Source organism: Sinomonas cellulolyticus (genome assembly GCF_014656475.1).
GTDB lineage: Bacteria > Actinomycetota > Actinomycetes > Actinomycetales > Micrococcaceae > Sinomonas > Sinomonas cellulolyticus.
Window position 1 is genome coordinate 19,560 of the sequence record NZ_BNCM01000010.1, and the last position, 13,649, is coordinate 33,208.

The 13,649-nt window shown below is 71.9% G+C and carries 13 protein-coding genes; 9 read left to right on the forward strand and 4 right to left on the reverse strand.

Annotated elements, in window-relative coordinates; genetic code table 11:
- Window positions 1–48 precede the first annotated feature (48 nt).
- The 4 genes from IE231_RS12740 (at window position 49) to IE231_RS12755 (ending at window position 4,386) form a co-directional block, all read left to right on the forward strand.
- On the forward strand, window positions 49–687 hold the full coding sequence (locus IE231_RS12740) for a rhodanese-like domain-containing protein (protein ID WP_189694357.1): 639 nt from the start codon (window positions 49–51) through the stop codon (window positions 685–687).
- Window positions 684–1,442, forward strand: coding sequence for a sulfite exporter TauE/SafE family protein (locus tag IE231_RS12745; RefSeq protein ID WP_189694358.1), 759 nt, complete (start codon window positions 684–686; stop codon window positions 1,440–1,442). Before IE231_RS12740 ends, IE231_RS12745 begins: the two co-directional genes overlap by 4 nt.
- 135 nt (window positions 1,443–1,577) lie before the next feature.
- Entirely contained in the window at window positions 1,578–2,981 is a 1,404-nt protein-coding gene (locus tag IE231_RS12750; RefSeq protein ID WP_189694359.1) for an MBL fold metallo-hydrolase, read from the forward strand.
- 115 nt (window positions 2,982–3,096) lie between these two features.
- Entirely contained in the window at window positions 3,097–4,386 is a 1,290-nt protein-coding gene (locus tag IE231_RS12755) for an MFS transporter (protein ID WP_189694360.1), read from the forward strand.
- Here IE231_RS12755 and mgrA read toward each other — a convergent pair.
- Together mgrA and IE231_RS12765 are read right to left on the reverse strand one after the other, a co-directional pair.
- Window positions 4,367–5,398: an L-glyceraldehyde 3-phosphate reductase gene (gene mgrA, locus IE231_RS12760; protein ID WP_189694361.1), complete on the reverse strand. Its 1,032-nt coding sequence runs from the start codon at window positions 5,396–5,398 to the stop codon at window positions 4,367–4,369. The genes IE231_RS12755 and mgrA overlap by 20 nt on opposite strands.
- A 34-nt stretch (window positions 5,399–5,432) precedes the next feature.
- Window positions 5,433–6,347 carry an ArgP/LysG family DNA-binding transcriptional regulator gene (locus IE231_RS12765; RefSeq protein ID WP_189694362.1) on the reverse strand — a complete coding sequence of 305 codons (915 nt, stop codon included), beginning with the start codon at window positions 6,345–6,347 and terminating at the stop codon, window positions 5,433–5,435.
- A 70-nt stretch (window positions 6,348–6,417) separates the two neighbouring features.
- Here IE231_RS12765 and IE231_RS12770 point away from each other — a divergent pair, with 70 nt between their 5' ends.
- Complete coding sequence (locus IE231_RS12770) at window positions 6,418–7,023, forward strand: LysE/ArgO family amino acid transporter (protein WP_189694363.1); 606 nt, start codon at window positions 6,418–6,420, stop codon at window positions 7,021–7,023.
- Between the two features lie 96 nt (window positions 7,024–7,119).
- A complete protein-coding gene (locus IE231_RS12775) occupies window positions 7,120–8,151 on the forward strand; it encodes an acetylxylan esterase (RefSeq protein ID WP_189694364.1) in 1,032 nt (343 codons plus the stop codon).
- Here IE231_RS12775 and IE231_RS12780 read toward each other — a convergent pair.
- A complete protein-coding gene (locus tag IE231_RS12780; RefSeq protein ID WP_229866884.1) occupies window positions 8,072–9,478 on the reverse strand; it encodes an MFS transporter in 1,407 nt (468 codons plus the stop codon). The two genes, IE231_RS12775 and IE231_RS12780, sit on opposite strands and share 80 nt — an antisense overlap.
- Window positions 9,479–9,679: 201 nt before the next feature.
- Here IE231_RS12780 and IE231_RS12785 point away from each other — a divergent pair, with 201 nt between their 5' ends.
- From IE231_RS12785 to IE231_RS12795, 3 genes are all read left to right on the forward strand, one after another.
- Window positions 9,680–11,092, forward strand: a complete 1,413-nt coding sequence (locus IE231_RS12785) for an aldehyde dehydrogenase family protein (protein ID WP_189694451.1) — start codon at window positions 9,680–9,682, stop codon at window positions 11,090–11,092.
- 145 nt (window positions 11,093–11,237) lie between these two features.
- Window positions 11,238–12,512, forward strand: a complete 1,275-nt coding sequence (locus IE231_RS12790) for a serine/threonine-protein kinase (protein WP_189694365.1) — start codon at window positions 11,238–11,240, stop codon at window positions 12,510–12,512.
- Window positions 12,509–12,961 (forward strand): hypothetical protein, encoded by a 453-nt coding sequence (locus IE231_RS12795; RefSeq protein ID WP_189694366.1) that lies wholly within the window; start codon window positions 12,509–12,511, stop codon window positions 12,959–12,961. Before IE231_RS12790 ends, IE231_RS12795 begins: the two co-directional genes overlap by 4 nt.
- Window positions 12,962–13,043: 82 nt before the next feature.
- Here the strand turns inward: IE231_RS12795 and IE231_RS12800 are convergent, their stop codons facing one another.
- On the reverse strand, window positions 13,044–13,580 hold the full coding sequence (locus tag IE231_RS12800) for an SRPBCC domain-containing protein (RefSeq protein ID WP_189694367.1): 537 nt from the start codon (window positions 13,578–13,580) through the stop codon (window positions 13,044–13,046).
- Between the last annotated feature and the right edge of the window lie 69 nt (window positions 13,581–13,649).

The following is a 13,649-nucleotide window of genomic DNA, read 5'->3' on the forward strand; positions in this document are numbered from 1 at the left end:
GTATCTGGAATACTCGCTGGGGTATTTGAACGCCCAGGAGAGGATCCCATGATTCCCCCCAAGACCTCAGCCCAGAGCCCGTCGCCGACCGTGACGTCCCTGTCCCCTGAGACCCTGCGCGACTGGTTCCAGAAGCACGAGGACCTCGTCGTGATCGACGTCCGATCGGCCGCCGAGTTCGAGTCCATGCACATCCGCGGCTCCTACAACGTGCCCCTGCCGCTGCTCTCGGAACACGCGGAAGAGCTGGCCGGGCGCCTCAGCAGCCGCGTCGTCCTGGTCTGCCACTCCGGCGTCCGCGCCGAGCAGGCGCGCCAGCGCCTCGCCACCGTAGGCCTCGAGGCGGCCTACGTCCTCACCGGCGGAGCGCCGGGATTCGCCGCCGCCGGCGGCGAGGTGGTCCGGGGCAAGAGCCGGTGGGACCTGGAGCGCCAGGTCCGCCTCGCGGCCGGCTCCCTCGTGGTGCTGGGCCTGGCCGGCGGCCGGTTCGTCTCCCCCAAGGTCCGCATGCTCGCCGGAGCCATCGGCGGCGGCCTCGCCGTCTCCGCGGCCACCAATACGTGTGCCATGGGCAAGGCGCTCTCCGCCATGCCGTGGAACCGGACCGCCACTGAGCAGACCAAGGAGACCGCGATCATGCAGCTCCCGAACCAGGCCCTCAACAACGGGAAGGCCACCGCGGCATGATTCCCGCCCTCGCGCTGGGGCTCATCGTCGGGATCGTGCTCGGCGTCGTCGGGGGCGGTGGCTCCATCATCGCTGTCCCCGCCCTCGTGTACGGCGTCGGCATGAGCCCCGCCGAGGCCATTCCCACCTCCCTGCTCGTCGTCGGACTGTCCTCGTTGGCGGCCCTGCTGCCCCGATTCAGGGAGGGCATCAGCTGGCCCGTCGTGGCGCTGGTCGGCGCGGCCGGGATCCCGGCCGCGTGGGCCGGCGCGGCCGTGGGCAGGCTTCTGGACCCCAACATGCTCATGCTGGCCTTCGCGGCCATCATGGTCATCGCGGGGGTCCGGATGCTCGTGCGCACCAAGGAGAGCGAGGGCTCGTGCAGCACCGGCCCCACGAGGGCCTTCCGCTCCTGCGCCCCGAAGGCGGTCGCGGTCGGACTGCTCGTCGGATTCCTGACGGGGCTGCTCGGCGTCGGCGGTGGGTTCCTCATCACCCCCGCACTGACGATCCTCCTCGGCCTGCGCATGAAGGAGGCCGTCGGAACCTCGCTGGCGATCATCGTCATCAACTCCGCGGCCGGCTTCAGCGCCCACGCGGCCGGATACACCATCGATTGGGCCCCGGTCCTGGCCTTCGCGGTCCCCGCGATCGTCGGCTCGATCCTTGCCGCCCGGCTGGCCCGGCGCCTCCGCGACCATCACGTCCGCATCTCGTTCGCCATGCTGATCTTCGCCGTCGCCACCTGGGTGACGGTCGGCACCGTGACTGCCTGAGCCCCCGCAAGGCCCGTCCGGACTTGCGAGCGATACCCCAGGGGGTATAGCATCGAAGCATCAAGCAACCTGCTCCCACCCAAGGGCAGCAGCCGACGAGACACCACCATCCCGCATATCTCCTAGGAGGAACCCATGCTCCTCGAGCGCATCTACGATGAAGACCTCGCCCAGGCCAGCTACCTGATCGGCTGCCAGGCCAAGGGTGAGGCGCTGGTCGTCGACCCCCGCCGCGACATCGCCGTCTACCAGGCCCTCGCCGCCAAGAACGGCATGAAGATCACGGCGGTCACCGAGACCCACATCCATGCCGACTACCTCTCCGGCACCCGCGAGCTGGCGGCGGCCACCGGCGCCACCATGTACGTCTCCGGTGAGGGGGGCCCGGACTGGCAGTACGGCTTCGACGCGGAGCGCCTGCACGACGGCGAGAAGATCACCCTCGGCAACATCACGGTCGAGGCCCTGCACACCCCGGGCCACACACCCGAGCACCTGTCCTTCCTCATCACCGACGGGGCCTTCTCCGACAAGGCCGGCTACCTGCTCTCCGGCGACTTCGTGTTCTCCGGCGATCTGGGGCGTCCGGACCTCCTCGACGAGGCGGCCGGCGGCGTGAACACCCGCTTCGAGGGCGCCAAGCAGCTGTTCGCCAGCCTGCGGGACAAGTTCCTCACCCTGCCGGACTACGTGCAGGTGCACCCCGCGCACGGCGCCGGAAGCGCCTGCGGCAAGGCTCTCGGCTCGATCCCGTCCTCGACGGTCGGCTACGAGCGCCTCTACGCCTGGTGGGCCCCCTACCTCGCGGCCAACGATGAGCAGGGCTTCATCGACGAGCTCCTCGACGGCCAGCCGGACGCCCACGCCTACTTCGGCCGCATGAAGCGGCAGAACAAGCAGGGCCCGGCCATCATGGGCGAGCGCGGCGAGCTGACCGAGCTGGACAAGGCCTCCGTCGCGGAGGACCTCGCAAAGGACGTCGTCACGTTCGTGGACACCCGCTCCAACGCCGAGGTCCACGAGGGCACCGTCGAGCGGTCCCTGAACGTCCCCGCGGGCAAGTCCGTCGCGAGCTTCGGCGCGTGGGTCGTGAACCCCGAGACGGACACCAACCCGCTCGTGCTGCTGGCCGAGGGCCAGGAGCAGGCGCAGGACATGTGGGACCACCTCGTCCGCGTCGGCATCGACAACGTCGCCGGCTACGTGACGAGCCTCGACGGGCTCCCCATGGTCACCCCGAAGCTCATCCAGCCCTCCGAGCTGGCAGACTTCGACGCCGCCATGGTGCTGGACGTCCGCAACCGCACCGAGCACACCGCCGGCCACATCCCCGGCTCGTACCAGCTCAGCGGCGGCCGCGTCATGTGGCACCTCGACGAGCTCCCCTCCGAGGGGACCATCGTGAGCTACTGCCAGAGCGGGGTCCGCAACTCCGTGGCGGCCAGCGGCCTGCGCCGCGCCGGCTATGACGTCGTGGAGCTCGACGGCAGCTACCTGGGCTGGCTCGACCACGAGAAGTCGGCCGCAGCCGCCCGCTGAGCCGGTCCGGCCCAACCACCCGCACCCTGAACCAACCACCCGCACCCTGAGCGATCGGCGGCGGACCCGGCGCACCCGGGCCGCCGTCGTCGTGCGTCCACGTCGAAGGAGCGCCATGCGACCCGTCAGCACGCCTTCTCCCCGGCAGCGGGGGGCAGAGCCAGGCATCAGCCTCGGCCTGCGGCAGAATGCCGCGCAGTTCACGCTCCTCGTGGCGGTCAACGCCCTCGTGGGCGGGACCCTCGGCCAGGAGCGGACCGTGCTGCCGCTGCTGGCGGGCCAGGTGTTCCACCTCGACCAGTACACGTCCGCGCTCACCTACATCCTGGCGTTCGGCCTCGCGAAGGCCGCGGCCAACTATGTGGCCGGGACGTTCTCGGACCGGTACGGGCGCAAACCGGTCCTCGTGGTCGGGTGGCTCGCGGCGCTGCCCGTGCCCCTCCTGCTGATCTTCGCCGACTCGTGGGCGTGGATCGTGCTGGCCAACGTGATCCTGGGCATCAGCCAGGGCCTCACATGGTCCACCACCGTGGTGATGAAGATGGACCTCGTGGGGCCCCGCCGCAGGGGCCTGGCCATGGGCCTGAACGAGGCCGCAGGCTACCTCGGCGTGGCCGGAACGGCCCTGGCTACCGGCTACATCGCCTCCGCCTACGGCCTGCGTCCCGGCCCGTTCCTCCTCGGCGCCGCCTTCATCGCGATCGGCCTCGGCCTCTCCGTGCTCGCCGTGCGCGAGTCCCACCACCACGCCAGGACCGAGGCCGCCGCGCACGTTCCCTCAGCGCCTGGGACACACGCCGGCCTGGGCGATCGCGAGGTGTTCATGCTCACGAGCTTCAAGGACCGCTCGCTGTCCGCGGTCAGCCAGGCGGGTATGGTGAACAACCTCAACGACGGGCTGGCCTGGGGGCTCTTCCCCGTCCTGTTCGCGGCCGCGGGGCTCAGCCTCGACAGGATCGGCATCCTGGCGGCCGTGTACCCCGCGGTGTGGGGTGCCGGGCAGCTCGTCACGGGGGCCCTCTCCGACAGGTACGGCCGCAAGCCGCTGATCGCCGGAGGCATGCTCATCCAGGCGGCGGCACTGGGCCTCATCGCAGCCACGGCCGGCTTCGGCCCTTGGCTCGCGGGGGTGATCCTGCTGGGAGCGGGCACGGCGATGGTCTACCCGACCCTCCTCGCGGCGATCGGCGACGTCGCTCACCCCTCGTGGCGCGCGCGCTCGGTCGGCGTCTACCGGCTCTGGCGCGACGGCGGGTTCGCCGTCGGCGCCCTGCTCTCCGGCCTGATCGCCGACGCCTACGGGATCCCCGCCGCCGTCGGCGTGGTCGCCGGCATCACCGCGGCCTCCGGGATCGTGGTGGCCGCGCGGATGAGGGGCTCGGACGCTACTCTTCGGTCTGCTTAGCCCAGAGGTTCACGCCGGAGTCGACCGCGTGCTGGTCGATCGCGTTGAGCTCCTCCTGGGTCAGCGGCGGCCCGTCGAGCGCGTCGAGGTTGGTGTCCAGCTGCTCCACCGAGGAGGCACCGATGACGGCCGAGGTGACGCGGGGATCGCGCAGGGCCCACTGCAGGGCGAGCTGCGCGAGCTTCTGGCCGCGCCCGGCCGCGATCTCGTTGAGGTGGCGCACGTGGCTGAGGGTCTGCTCGTCCAGGTGGTTGGCCTGGATCGTCGAGCCGGATCGCGCCGCCCGCGAATCCTCGGGGACTCCCTCCAGATAGCGGTCGGTGAGCACGCCCTGGGCGAGCGCGGTGAAGACGATGCAGCCCATGCCCTGCGCGGCCAGCTCGTCGAGGAGATCCTCCTCGATCCAGCGGTTGAGCATCGAGTAGGACGGCTGGTGGATGAGCAGCGGCGTGCCCAGATCCCGGGCGATCTCTGCCGCCTCGCGGGTCTTCGCCGCCGAGTATGAGGAGATGCCCACGTACAGCGCGCGCCCGGAGCGGACCGCGGTGTCGAGCGCCATCATGGTCTCCTCGACGGGGGTCTCCGGGTCGAAGCGGTGGCTGTAGAAGATGTCCACGTAGTCAAGGCCGAGCCGGCTGAGCGACTGGTCGAGGCTTGCGAGCACGTACTTGCGCGAGCCTCCGCCCTGCCCATACGGGCCGGGCCACATGTCCCATCCGGCCTTGGTGGAGATGATGAGCTCGTCCCGGTACGCGGCGAAGTCCTCGCGCAGGTAGCGGCCCATGTTCTCCTCGGCCCGTCCGTACGGGGGACCGTAGTTGTTCGCGAGGTCGAAGTGGGTCACTCCGCGGTCGAACGCGCGCTGGAGGATGGCACGCTGGGTCACCTCCGGCCGATCCGTGCCGAAGTTCTGCCACATTCCCAGCGAGAGCGCGGGCAGCTTGAGCCCGCTCCGGCCGGTGAAGCGGTACTCCATGCGGTCATAGCGGTCATCGGCGGCTTCGTACGTCATGCGGGATCCTCCTGCGCTCGGGCCTGCCCCGAATCTACTCCAGCGGCCGGCGCGCCTCCCGGAGCACGGCCGCGGCGCGCACGACGGCGGCACTCACCTCGTCGAGGCCGGGCGAGTCGAGCGTCCACGACTGCCAGTACAGCTCGAGGTCCTCGCTCCACGCCGGGTCGAGCTCCACGAGGGAGCCCTCAGGGTCCTGCTGGTCCGGGACCATGCCCCACCCGAGGCCGGCCCGCACCGCCTCGACGTACTGCACGGAGTCGGGGATGAAGTGCTGCGGCGGTACCGCCTCCGGCGCCACCCGGGCCAGGAGCGCGAGCTGGTGGCTGTCCTTGCGGTCGTACTGCATGACGGGAGCGGCGGCGAGGGCATCCGGTGTCGGGCCGTCGGGAAACCAGCGCCGGATGAACTCCTCGGACCCCTTGGCCCGGTAGACCATCGTCCCGAGCCGCTGCACGCGGCAGCCCTGCACTGGGCGCGGGTCGGCGGTGATCGCCCCGACCGCGTCCCCGGAGCGCAGCAGATCGGCGGTGGCGTGCTCGTCGTCGCGGAGGAGCTCGACGGCGACGCGTCCTCCCAGCGCGATCTCGCGGAGCGCGGGCGGCAGCCACGTCGCGATGGAGTCTGCGTTGGCCACGATCGGCACCCGCAGTCGCTCGGCGCCGCTGGAAGCCCGCCCGCCGCCGTCGTGCGCCTGGTCCGAGCGGAGGGCGAGGAGGGCCTCGTCGGCGAGGAGGAGCAGCTGGCGCGCCGAGCGCAGGAGCCGCTCCCCCGCCGGGGTGGGCACCACTGGCTTGAGGCGCCGGACCAGCACGCTGCCCACGGAGCGCTCGAGCGCCTTGATCCGCTGGCTCACGGCCGAGGGCGTGATGCGCAGCTCATCGGCGGCGGCCTCGAAGGTCTCCTGGTCCACGACGGCGGCCAGCGCGCGCAGCTGCTCCAAATCCATGAAGCAATGCTAATGGAGGTTGAGGAATCGTTAGTTGCTCTTCATATTTTGGTTCCGTACCGTCGAAAGGGTGATCCCCTCCTACTTCGCCGGCCTCGGCGCGAGCCTCGGTCTCATCGTCGCCATCGGCGCTCAGAACGCCTTCGTGCTCCGGCAGGGGATCCGGCGAGAGTGGGTCCTCCCCGTCGTGCTCGTCTGCATGGCGAGCGACGCCGTGCTGATCTTCGCGGGCGTGGCCGGGATCGGGGCGGTGGTGCAGGGCGCGCCGGTGCTGCTGCGCGTGATCCGGTGGATCGGGGTGGCCTTCCTCGCCGCGTACGGGTTCTTCGCGGCCAAGCGCGCACTGCGGCCCGGCTCGCTGCGCGCAGCCGAGAGCGGGGCCAACGGGACACTGTGGGCCGCGCTGGGCACGACACTCGCGCTGACGTGGCTCAACCCGCACGTCTACCTCGACACCCTCGTGCTCCTCGGCTCGCTCGCAAACGCCCAGGGCGAGGGCCGCTGGACGTTCGGTGTCGGTGCCGCGACGGCGAGCGCGCTATGGTTCCCGCTGCTCGGCTACGGGGCACGGGCGCTGAGCGGATTCTTCGCCCGGCCCGCGGCGTGGCGGGTGCTGGACGCGTTCGTCGCCGTGCTCATGGTCAGCCTCGCCGCGCTGCTCGCGTTCGGGGCGTGAGACGCCGGGCAGCGCAAGCGGCGGAAAGACATCGCACATCCCACCTCCGTCGCGTAGGCTCGCTGGCAGCCCGTTCCGCCTCCCGAGGATCCGCTGATGCCCACGCTCGACTTCCCCCTCGACACGCTCCGCACCTACCGCGGCTCGGCCACGCCGCCCGCCGATTTCGGCGCCTTCTGGGACGCGACGCTCGACGACGCGCGGCAGCTGCCGCTCGACGTCGTGCTCGAGCCGGTGGAGACGGGGCTCGAGCTCGTGGACACGTTCGACGTCGCGTTCACCGGGTTCGGCGGGGCGCGCATCAAGGGGTGGCTGCACCTGCCAGCCAGCGCGCGAGGCGAGGCAGCCCGGAAGCCGCTGCCCGCCGTCGTGCAGTACATCGGCTACTCGGGCGGCCGCGGTCTCCCGCACCAGGACACGCTGTGGGCGCAGGCCGGGTGGGCGATGCTCATCATGGACACGCGCGGGCAGGGGTACGGAGGGCTCTCCGGCGACACCCCCGACCCGCACCCGAGCGCCGGAGGCAACGCGTTCCCCGGCCTCACGACGCGCGGCATCCACGACCCGGCCGACTACTACTACCGCCGTCTCTTCATCGACGCGCTACGCGCCGTCGAGGCCGCCCGGTCCGTCGACGTCGTCGACGCCTCCCGCATCGTGGTGCACGGCGTCTCACAGGGCGGCGGCCTCGCGATCGCGGCGGCCTCCCTCGCCGCCCGCGCCGGAATCGGGGGCATCGTCGCATGCCTGCCTGACGTCAACTTCCTCTCGGACTTCCGCCGGGCCCTCGAGGTGGCCACGGCGGGACCGTACCCCGAGATCGAGCGCTTCCTCGTGCGGCACCGGGAGCTCGCGGGCACGGCGCTGCGCACCCTCGACTACTTCGACGTCTCGCTTCTGGGCCGATGGGCGACGGCGCCCGCCTCCTTCTCGGTCGCGCTGCGGGACAATGTGTGCCCGCCCTCGACCGTCTACGCGGCCTTCAACAACTACGGCGAGGACGCGCCCGCGGGGGCCACTCCGGCGAAGGACATCACCGAGTGGCCCTTCAACGCCCACGAGGGCGGCGGCGAGCACCAGACTGCGAGGCACCTGCGCCGGCTGCGCGGGCTGCGGACGGCCGGGTAGTCCGAGGAGGCAGGAAGAAGAGGCTCGCGGCGGCGGCGAAGCACAGCACGGCGGCGGACATCCAGGCCGGCAGGTAGGAGCCAGTGGCCTCGCGCCCCCATCCGGCGAGGAACGCCCCGACCCCTGCGCCGACCATGTGGGAGGCGAACACCCAGCCGAACACCACGGAGCTCTTCGCGGCCCCGAAGTGCTCGCGGCACAGCGCGACGGTGGGCGGCACGGTCGCCACCCAGTCGAGCCCGTAGAACACGATGAACACCCACAGCGGCGGCTCCACCTCGGGCCCGAGCAGCGCATTGACGGTCAGCAGGGACGCCCCCCGCAGCGCGTAGTACGCCACGAGGAGGATCCACGGCCGAACCCGGTCCGTGAGCCACCCCGACGCAACCGTGCCGATCACGTCGAACACGCCAATGAGCGCAAGCAGCCCGGAGGCGGTCGTGGCGGGCATGCCGTGGTCGTGGGCGGCGGGGATGAAGTGGGTCTGCATGAGCCCGTTGGTGCTCCAGCCGCACACCCAGAACGTGAACAGCAGGATCCAGAACGCCCGCGAGCGCAGGGACCCGCGCAGCACGGCGAGCGCCTCCGCCGCCGCGTTCCGGCGCACGACGCCGGGCGCGTCCTCGCGCTGAGGCGAGCCAGCGCCGTCGTGCGTCAGCACTGTGGGTGCCGACGCCCCGAACGGCGCGACCCCGACCTCCGCCGGGGAGTTGGCGAACGGCCACGCGAGCAGCGGCACGATCGCGAGCGCGAACACGGCGACGAGGAGCGCTGCGGTGCGCCACCCCTCGTGGGCTGCGAGGTGCACTACGACGGGCAGGAAGATGAGCTGCCCGCACGCATTCGCGGCGGAGAAGAAGCCCATGACCAGGCCGCGCCGGGCGGCAAACCAGCGGTTGGCCACCACCGCGCCGAACACGAGAGCGAGCATGCCCGTGCCCACGCCGATGAACACGCCCCACAGCACCCACAGCTGCCATGCAGCGGTCATGACGGTGGTCGCGCCACTGCCGGCGGCGACGAGCAGGAGCGCCGCCGCGACCACCTTGCGCAGCGTGAACCGCTCCATCAGCACCGCGGCGAACGGCGCCACCAGCCCGTAGATGACGAGGTTCGCGGTCACTGCGCCAGACGTCTCGGCGCGGGTCCAGCCGAACTCGGCCTCGAGCGGCTCGAACAGCGCACCGGTCGTGGAGCGGAACGCGGCGGCGGCCACGAGCGCCAGCAGCGTCACGCCAGCCACGAGCCACGCGCGGTGCGGGCCCGGGCGTGGGCGCGCCGGGCGCACGACGCCGTGCCGCTCCTCGCGCTCGGAGGTCTCGGTCACGCCCGGTTCCCCTGTCCGCGGGGCGCGGGGGCCACAGGGACGCTCAGGTGGCGGAACTCGGACACCCGAACAGCGTACGCCGGACGCCGAGTGTGCACCGAGCGTCAAGTGCTGGGCGCCCCCGGTCAAGCAGCCCGCGCGGGTCCGGCCGGATGCTGGGTGGGACACCTTGGACTCGACGAGGAGGACCTCATGGAGACGCTGCAGACCGCCGACACGCTGCTCGATTCGATTGCACCGGCCCAGGGCCAGCCGGGCCGGGAGATCCTGGACCCTGCCACCGGCTCGGTCGTGGGAACCGCGCCGGAGCACACTGTGGCCGACCTCGAGGCCGCGGTGCAGGCGGCGAAGGCCGCCCAGCCTGCGTGGGCTGCGCTGGGGCACGAGGCCCGCTCGAGGGCGCTCCTGGCAGCCGCAGACGCGGTGGACGCCCATGCCGAGGAACTGGCCAGAATCCTGTCCCGCGAGCAGGGCAAGCCGCTGAACGGGCCCAACGCGCGCTTCGAGGTGGGCGCCTGCTCGGCGTGGCTGCGGGCCACGGCGGCCACGGTGCTCGAGCCCGAGACGGTGGCCGAGGCGGACGGCTCGACGGCCGTGCTGCAGTACCGGCCGCTCGGCGTCGTGGGCGCGATCGGCCCGTGGAACTGGCCCATGATGATCGCGGTCTGGCAGGTCGCACCGGCCCTGCGGATGGGCAACACCGTGGTGGTCAAGCCGAGCGAGTACACGCCGCTGTCGGTGCTCGCGCTCGTACGCGTCCTCAACTCCGCGCTCCCCGAGGGCGTCCTGGCCGCCGTCTCCGGCGGCCGCGAGGTGGGTGCGGCCCTGTCCTCGCACCCCCGCATCGCCAAGGTCATGTTCACCGGCTCCACCGCCACCGGCAAGGCCATCATCCGCTCCTCCGCGGACACCGTGAAGCGGCTCACCCTCGAGCTCGGCGGAAACGACGCCGGCATCGTGCTGCCCGACGTCGACCCGGCCGCGATCGCCGAGGGCCTGTTCTGGGGTGCCTTCATCAACACCGGCCAGACCTGCGCGGCCCTCAAGCGGCTCTACGTCCACGAGGACATCTACCACGCGGTCTGCGATGCCCTCACGGAGTACGCGAAGAACGTCCCGATGGGCGTGGGCCTCGAGGAGGAGAACGTCCTCGGCCCCCTGCAGAACAAGGCCCAGTACGAGATCGTCAGGGACCTGGTCCAGTCCGCGAAGGACTCCGGCGCGCGCGTCCTCCTCGGCGGGGACCCGGACGAGGCGCAGCCCGGCTACTTCTACCCCACGACCCTCGTGGCGGACATCGACAACGCCAATCCGCTCGTGGCCGAGGAGCAGTTCGGTCCGGCCCTGCCGATCATCCGGTACTCCACCGTGGACGAGGCCGTGGAGATGGCCAACGGGGTCGAGGTCGGCCTCGGTGCGTCCGTCTGGTCCGCGGATCAGGCCGGTGCACGGGAGGTGGCCGCACGCCTCGAGGCCGGCACGGTGTGGATCAACAACCACGGCGCGGTGAACCCGATGGCACCCTTCGGCGGCGCCAAGCAGTCCGGCTACGGCCTCGAGTTCGGCGTCGAGGGCCTCAAGGCACTCGGCCAGCCCCAGGTCATCCACGGCTAGGCCGTGAGCAGCCGCTCAGGCGGGAGAGGTCCGGCGGCGCGTCACATGACGCCGCCGGGCCTTCTGCGTGGGTGGACGAGGGAGCGGGCGGCCATGGAAGTCCACTAGGCTTGACGGGTTGACCGCGGGCGAGGGAAGGCAGGACGTGGCCGATAGCGACACCGAGCTGGAGCCTGTCCTCATCGGCGGCAGGTACCGGCTCCTGGAGCTCGCCGGAAGCGGCGCAATGGCCACCGTGCACCGGGCCCGGGACGAGGTCCTCGGGCGCGACGTGGCGATCAAGACCTTCCGTGCCCACGCCCCGGATCCGCGCCACGAGGAGCGCCGGCGCAGCGAGATGCAGGTGCTCGCGCGCCTCAACCACCCGAGCCTCGTGAGGCTCTACGACGCCCGCACCGAGACCGACGCCGACGGCGCGGCCCAGGTCGCGTACCTCGTCATGGAGTTCGTGGAGGGCACCGATCTGCGCCAGCGGCTCGCGGCCGGACCGCTTGCGCCCGACGACGTGCGCCAACTCGGTGCCGACCTCGCCGGTGCCCTCTCCTACGTCCACGCGCTCGGGATCGTGCACCGCGACATCAAGCCGGCGAATATCCTCGTGCCGCACGCGACAACGCGGCGCCGGGCACCTGCGAAGCTCACCGACTTCGGGATCGCCCGCCTGACGGATGCCTCGCGGCTCACGCAGACCAACACGACGATCGGCACCGCCAACTACCTCAGCCCGGAACAGGCGCGCGGCGAGAAGCTCGGCCCCGCCTCTGACATCTACTCCCTCGGCCTCGTGCTCCTCGAGGCCCTCAAGGGCGCCATGGAGTTCACCGGCGGGGCCGTCGAGGCCGCCGTGGCGCGCCTCATGCGTTCACCGCGCATCCCCGACACTCTGGGCAGCTTCTGGGTGACGCTCCTGACTCGCATGACGGCGCAGGACGCCAGCGTCCGTCCGGACGCCGCCGAGGTGGCCCGCATCCTGCGCGGCGAGGCAGCGACGGGAGACGAGAAGGCAACCGAGGCCCTGGAGGCCGCGGCGCCGACCTCCACGACCCGCGTCCTGGCCTCGTCCCTCACAGCGCCGCCGACCCAGCAGACTGAGACAGCTCCCGCTGCCGCCACCACCGTGCTCGGCGCCGCCGAGAGCCGCGAGCGGGCCCGGGGAGGTCGGGCGGACGAGGCGCCGGGAATGGGCAGGTCGTGGCAGCCGATGCGGGGACCGCGCGGGGCGCGGCGACGTGGCCGCGGCCTGGTCTGGGCAGCCGCCGTGGTGCTCGCCGTGTCGGCCTTGCTGGTGATCGTGCCGCTTGCGCTGCGCGCCACGGCCCCCGCGCCGCAGCAGGACCTGCCGTCCCTGCCCGCCTCGCCCGCGGTGCCCGGCCCACTCGGCGCCCATCTGGACCAGCTTGAGAGGAGCGTGCGCCCATGAGGGCCCGCTTCCTCCGGACGGCCGCTGCCCTCGGGGCCGCCGCTGCACTCATGGCTGGGTGTTCAGCCGCCCCGCCGGCCGTCAGCCCCGACGTGTCCTCGCGCCTCGCCGCCGCGACGCAGCAGCTGCGCCAGGACGCGGCCTCGGGCCACTACGCGGAGGCCCTGTCACAGCTCGACTCGCTCGAGCGGGAGGCCCGGACCGCCTCGGGGAACGCGAAGATCAGCGCCGAACGCTCGTCACAGGTCCTCGATGCCATCGCTGCCGTCCGCAAGGACCTCGAGTCCCTCGAGTCGTCATCCCGGCCCAGCCCGACGGCGCTGCCGACGCCGGACGCCGAACCGAGCCAGGACGCACCGGCCACCTCCTCGCCCACTCCGGAGCCCACCAAGGGCAAGGGCAAACCGAAGAAGACTCAGGGACCGGCCCAGTCGTCCTCGGGGAACTGAGGTCGCCCGGGGACTGGGTCGCCCGGGGCCTGGCTCGCCCGGGGCCTGGCTCGCCCGGGGCCTAGGGCACGCGGCGGCGGGATCAGCCGTCGCGGCCGGGGATCGGCGCCCCGCTCGGCAGCCCCGCCTCGACGTAGCCCTTGTAGAGCGACGCCCAGTCCAACGGACCTTCGGGGCCCGGAGCGGCGTGGGGCCCGGCAGGTTCCCCTCCCCCGAACCGCGTGGCGAGCTCGCCCAGGCACACGTGCCAGCCGGCGGCATTCCGAGCCGCGGCTGCGTTGTCCGCGAGCCAGTTCCTCAGGGTGAGCTCGACCTGCGTCTCAGAGCCCTCCACGAGGAACTCGATGAGGTCGCCGCCCCACTCGAAGGCCCACCGGCGCGGCGGCTCCCAGTCGACGATCCGCCCACTGCTGGTCTCGGCGCCCGCATTCGGATCGCCGCTGAAGGTCACGCTTCCCGCGCCGTGGTCAAGAGCGACGGCGGAGGGGAACCATCCGTCGAGCCCCTCCGGGGTGCTCACAGCCGCCCAGGCCGCATCGACCCCGACGGGATAGGACCGGATGAAGGCCACGGCGCCGCGGCCCTCCACCTCGGCGTACTGGCCATCGAGCTCCTCCACGGGACTCCCCTCTGTTCGTCTCCGCTGCGCTTGTTCGCGTCAGGTGGGTTTGTTCGTGTCAGGTGCGCT

What these genes read in the sequence shown, in the direction of transcription:
- IE231_RS12755 (WP_189694360.1), top strand. Translation starts at nt 3,097, where the DNA reads ATGCGACCCGTCAGCACGCCTTCTCCCCGGCAGCGGGGGGCAGAGCCA.
- IE231_RS12795 (WP_189694366.1), top strand. Translation starts at nt 12,509, where the DNA reads ATGAGGGCCCGCTTCCTCCGGACGGCCGCTGCCCTCGGGGCCGCCGCT.
- mgrA (WP_189694361.1), bottom strand. Translation starts at nt 5,398, where the DNA reads ATGACGTACGAAGCCGCCGATGACCGCTATGACCGCATGGAGTACCGC.
- IE231_RS12765 (WP_189694362.1), bottom strand. Translation starts at nt 6,347, where the DNA reads ATGGATTTGGAGCAGCTGCGCGCGCTGGCCGCCGTCGTGGACCAGGAG.
- IE231_RS12745 (WP_189694358.1), top strand. Translation starts at nt 684, where the DNA reads ATGATTCCCGCCCTCGCGCTGGGGCTCATCGTCGGGATCGTGCTCGGC.
- IE231_RS12775 (WP_189694364.1), top strand. Translation starts at nt 7,120, where the DNA reads ATGCCCACGCTCGACTTCCCCCTCGACACGCTCCGCACCTACCGCGGC.
- IE231_RS12750 (WP_189694359.1), top strand. Translation starts at nt 1,578, where the DNA reads ATGCTCCTCGAGCGCATCTACGATGAAGACCTCGCCCAGGCCAGCTAC.
- IE231_RS12740 (WP_189694357.1), top strand. Translation starts at nt 49, where the DNA reads ATGATTCCCCCCAAGACCTCAGCCCAGAGCCCGTCGCCGACCGTGACG.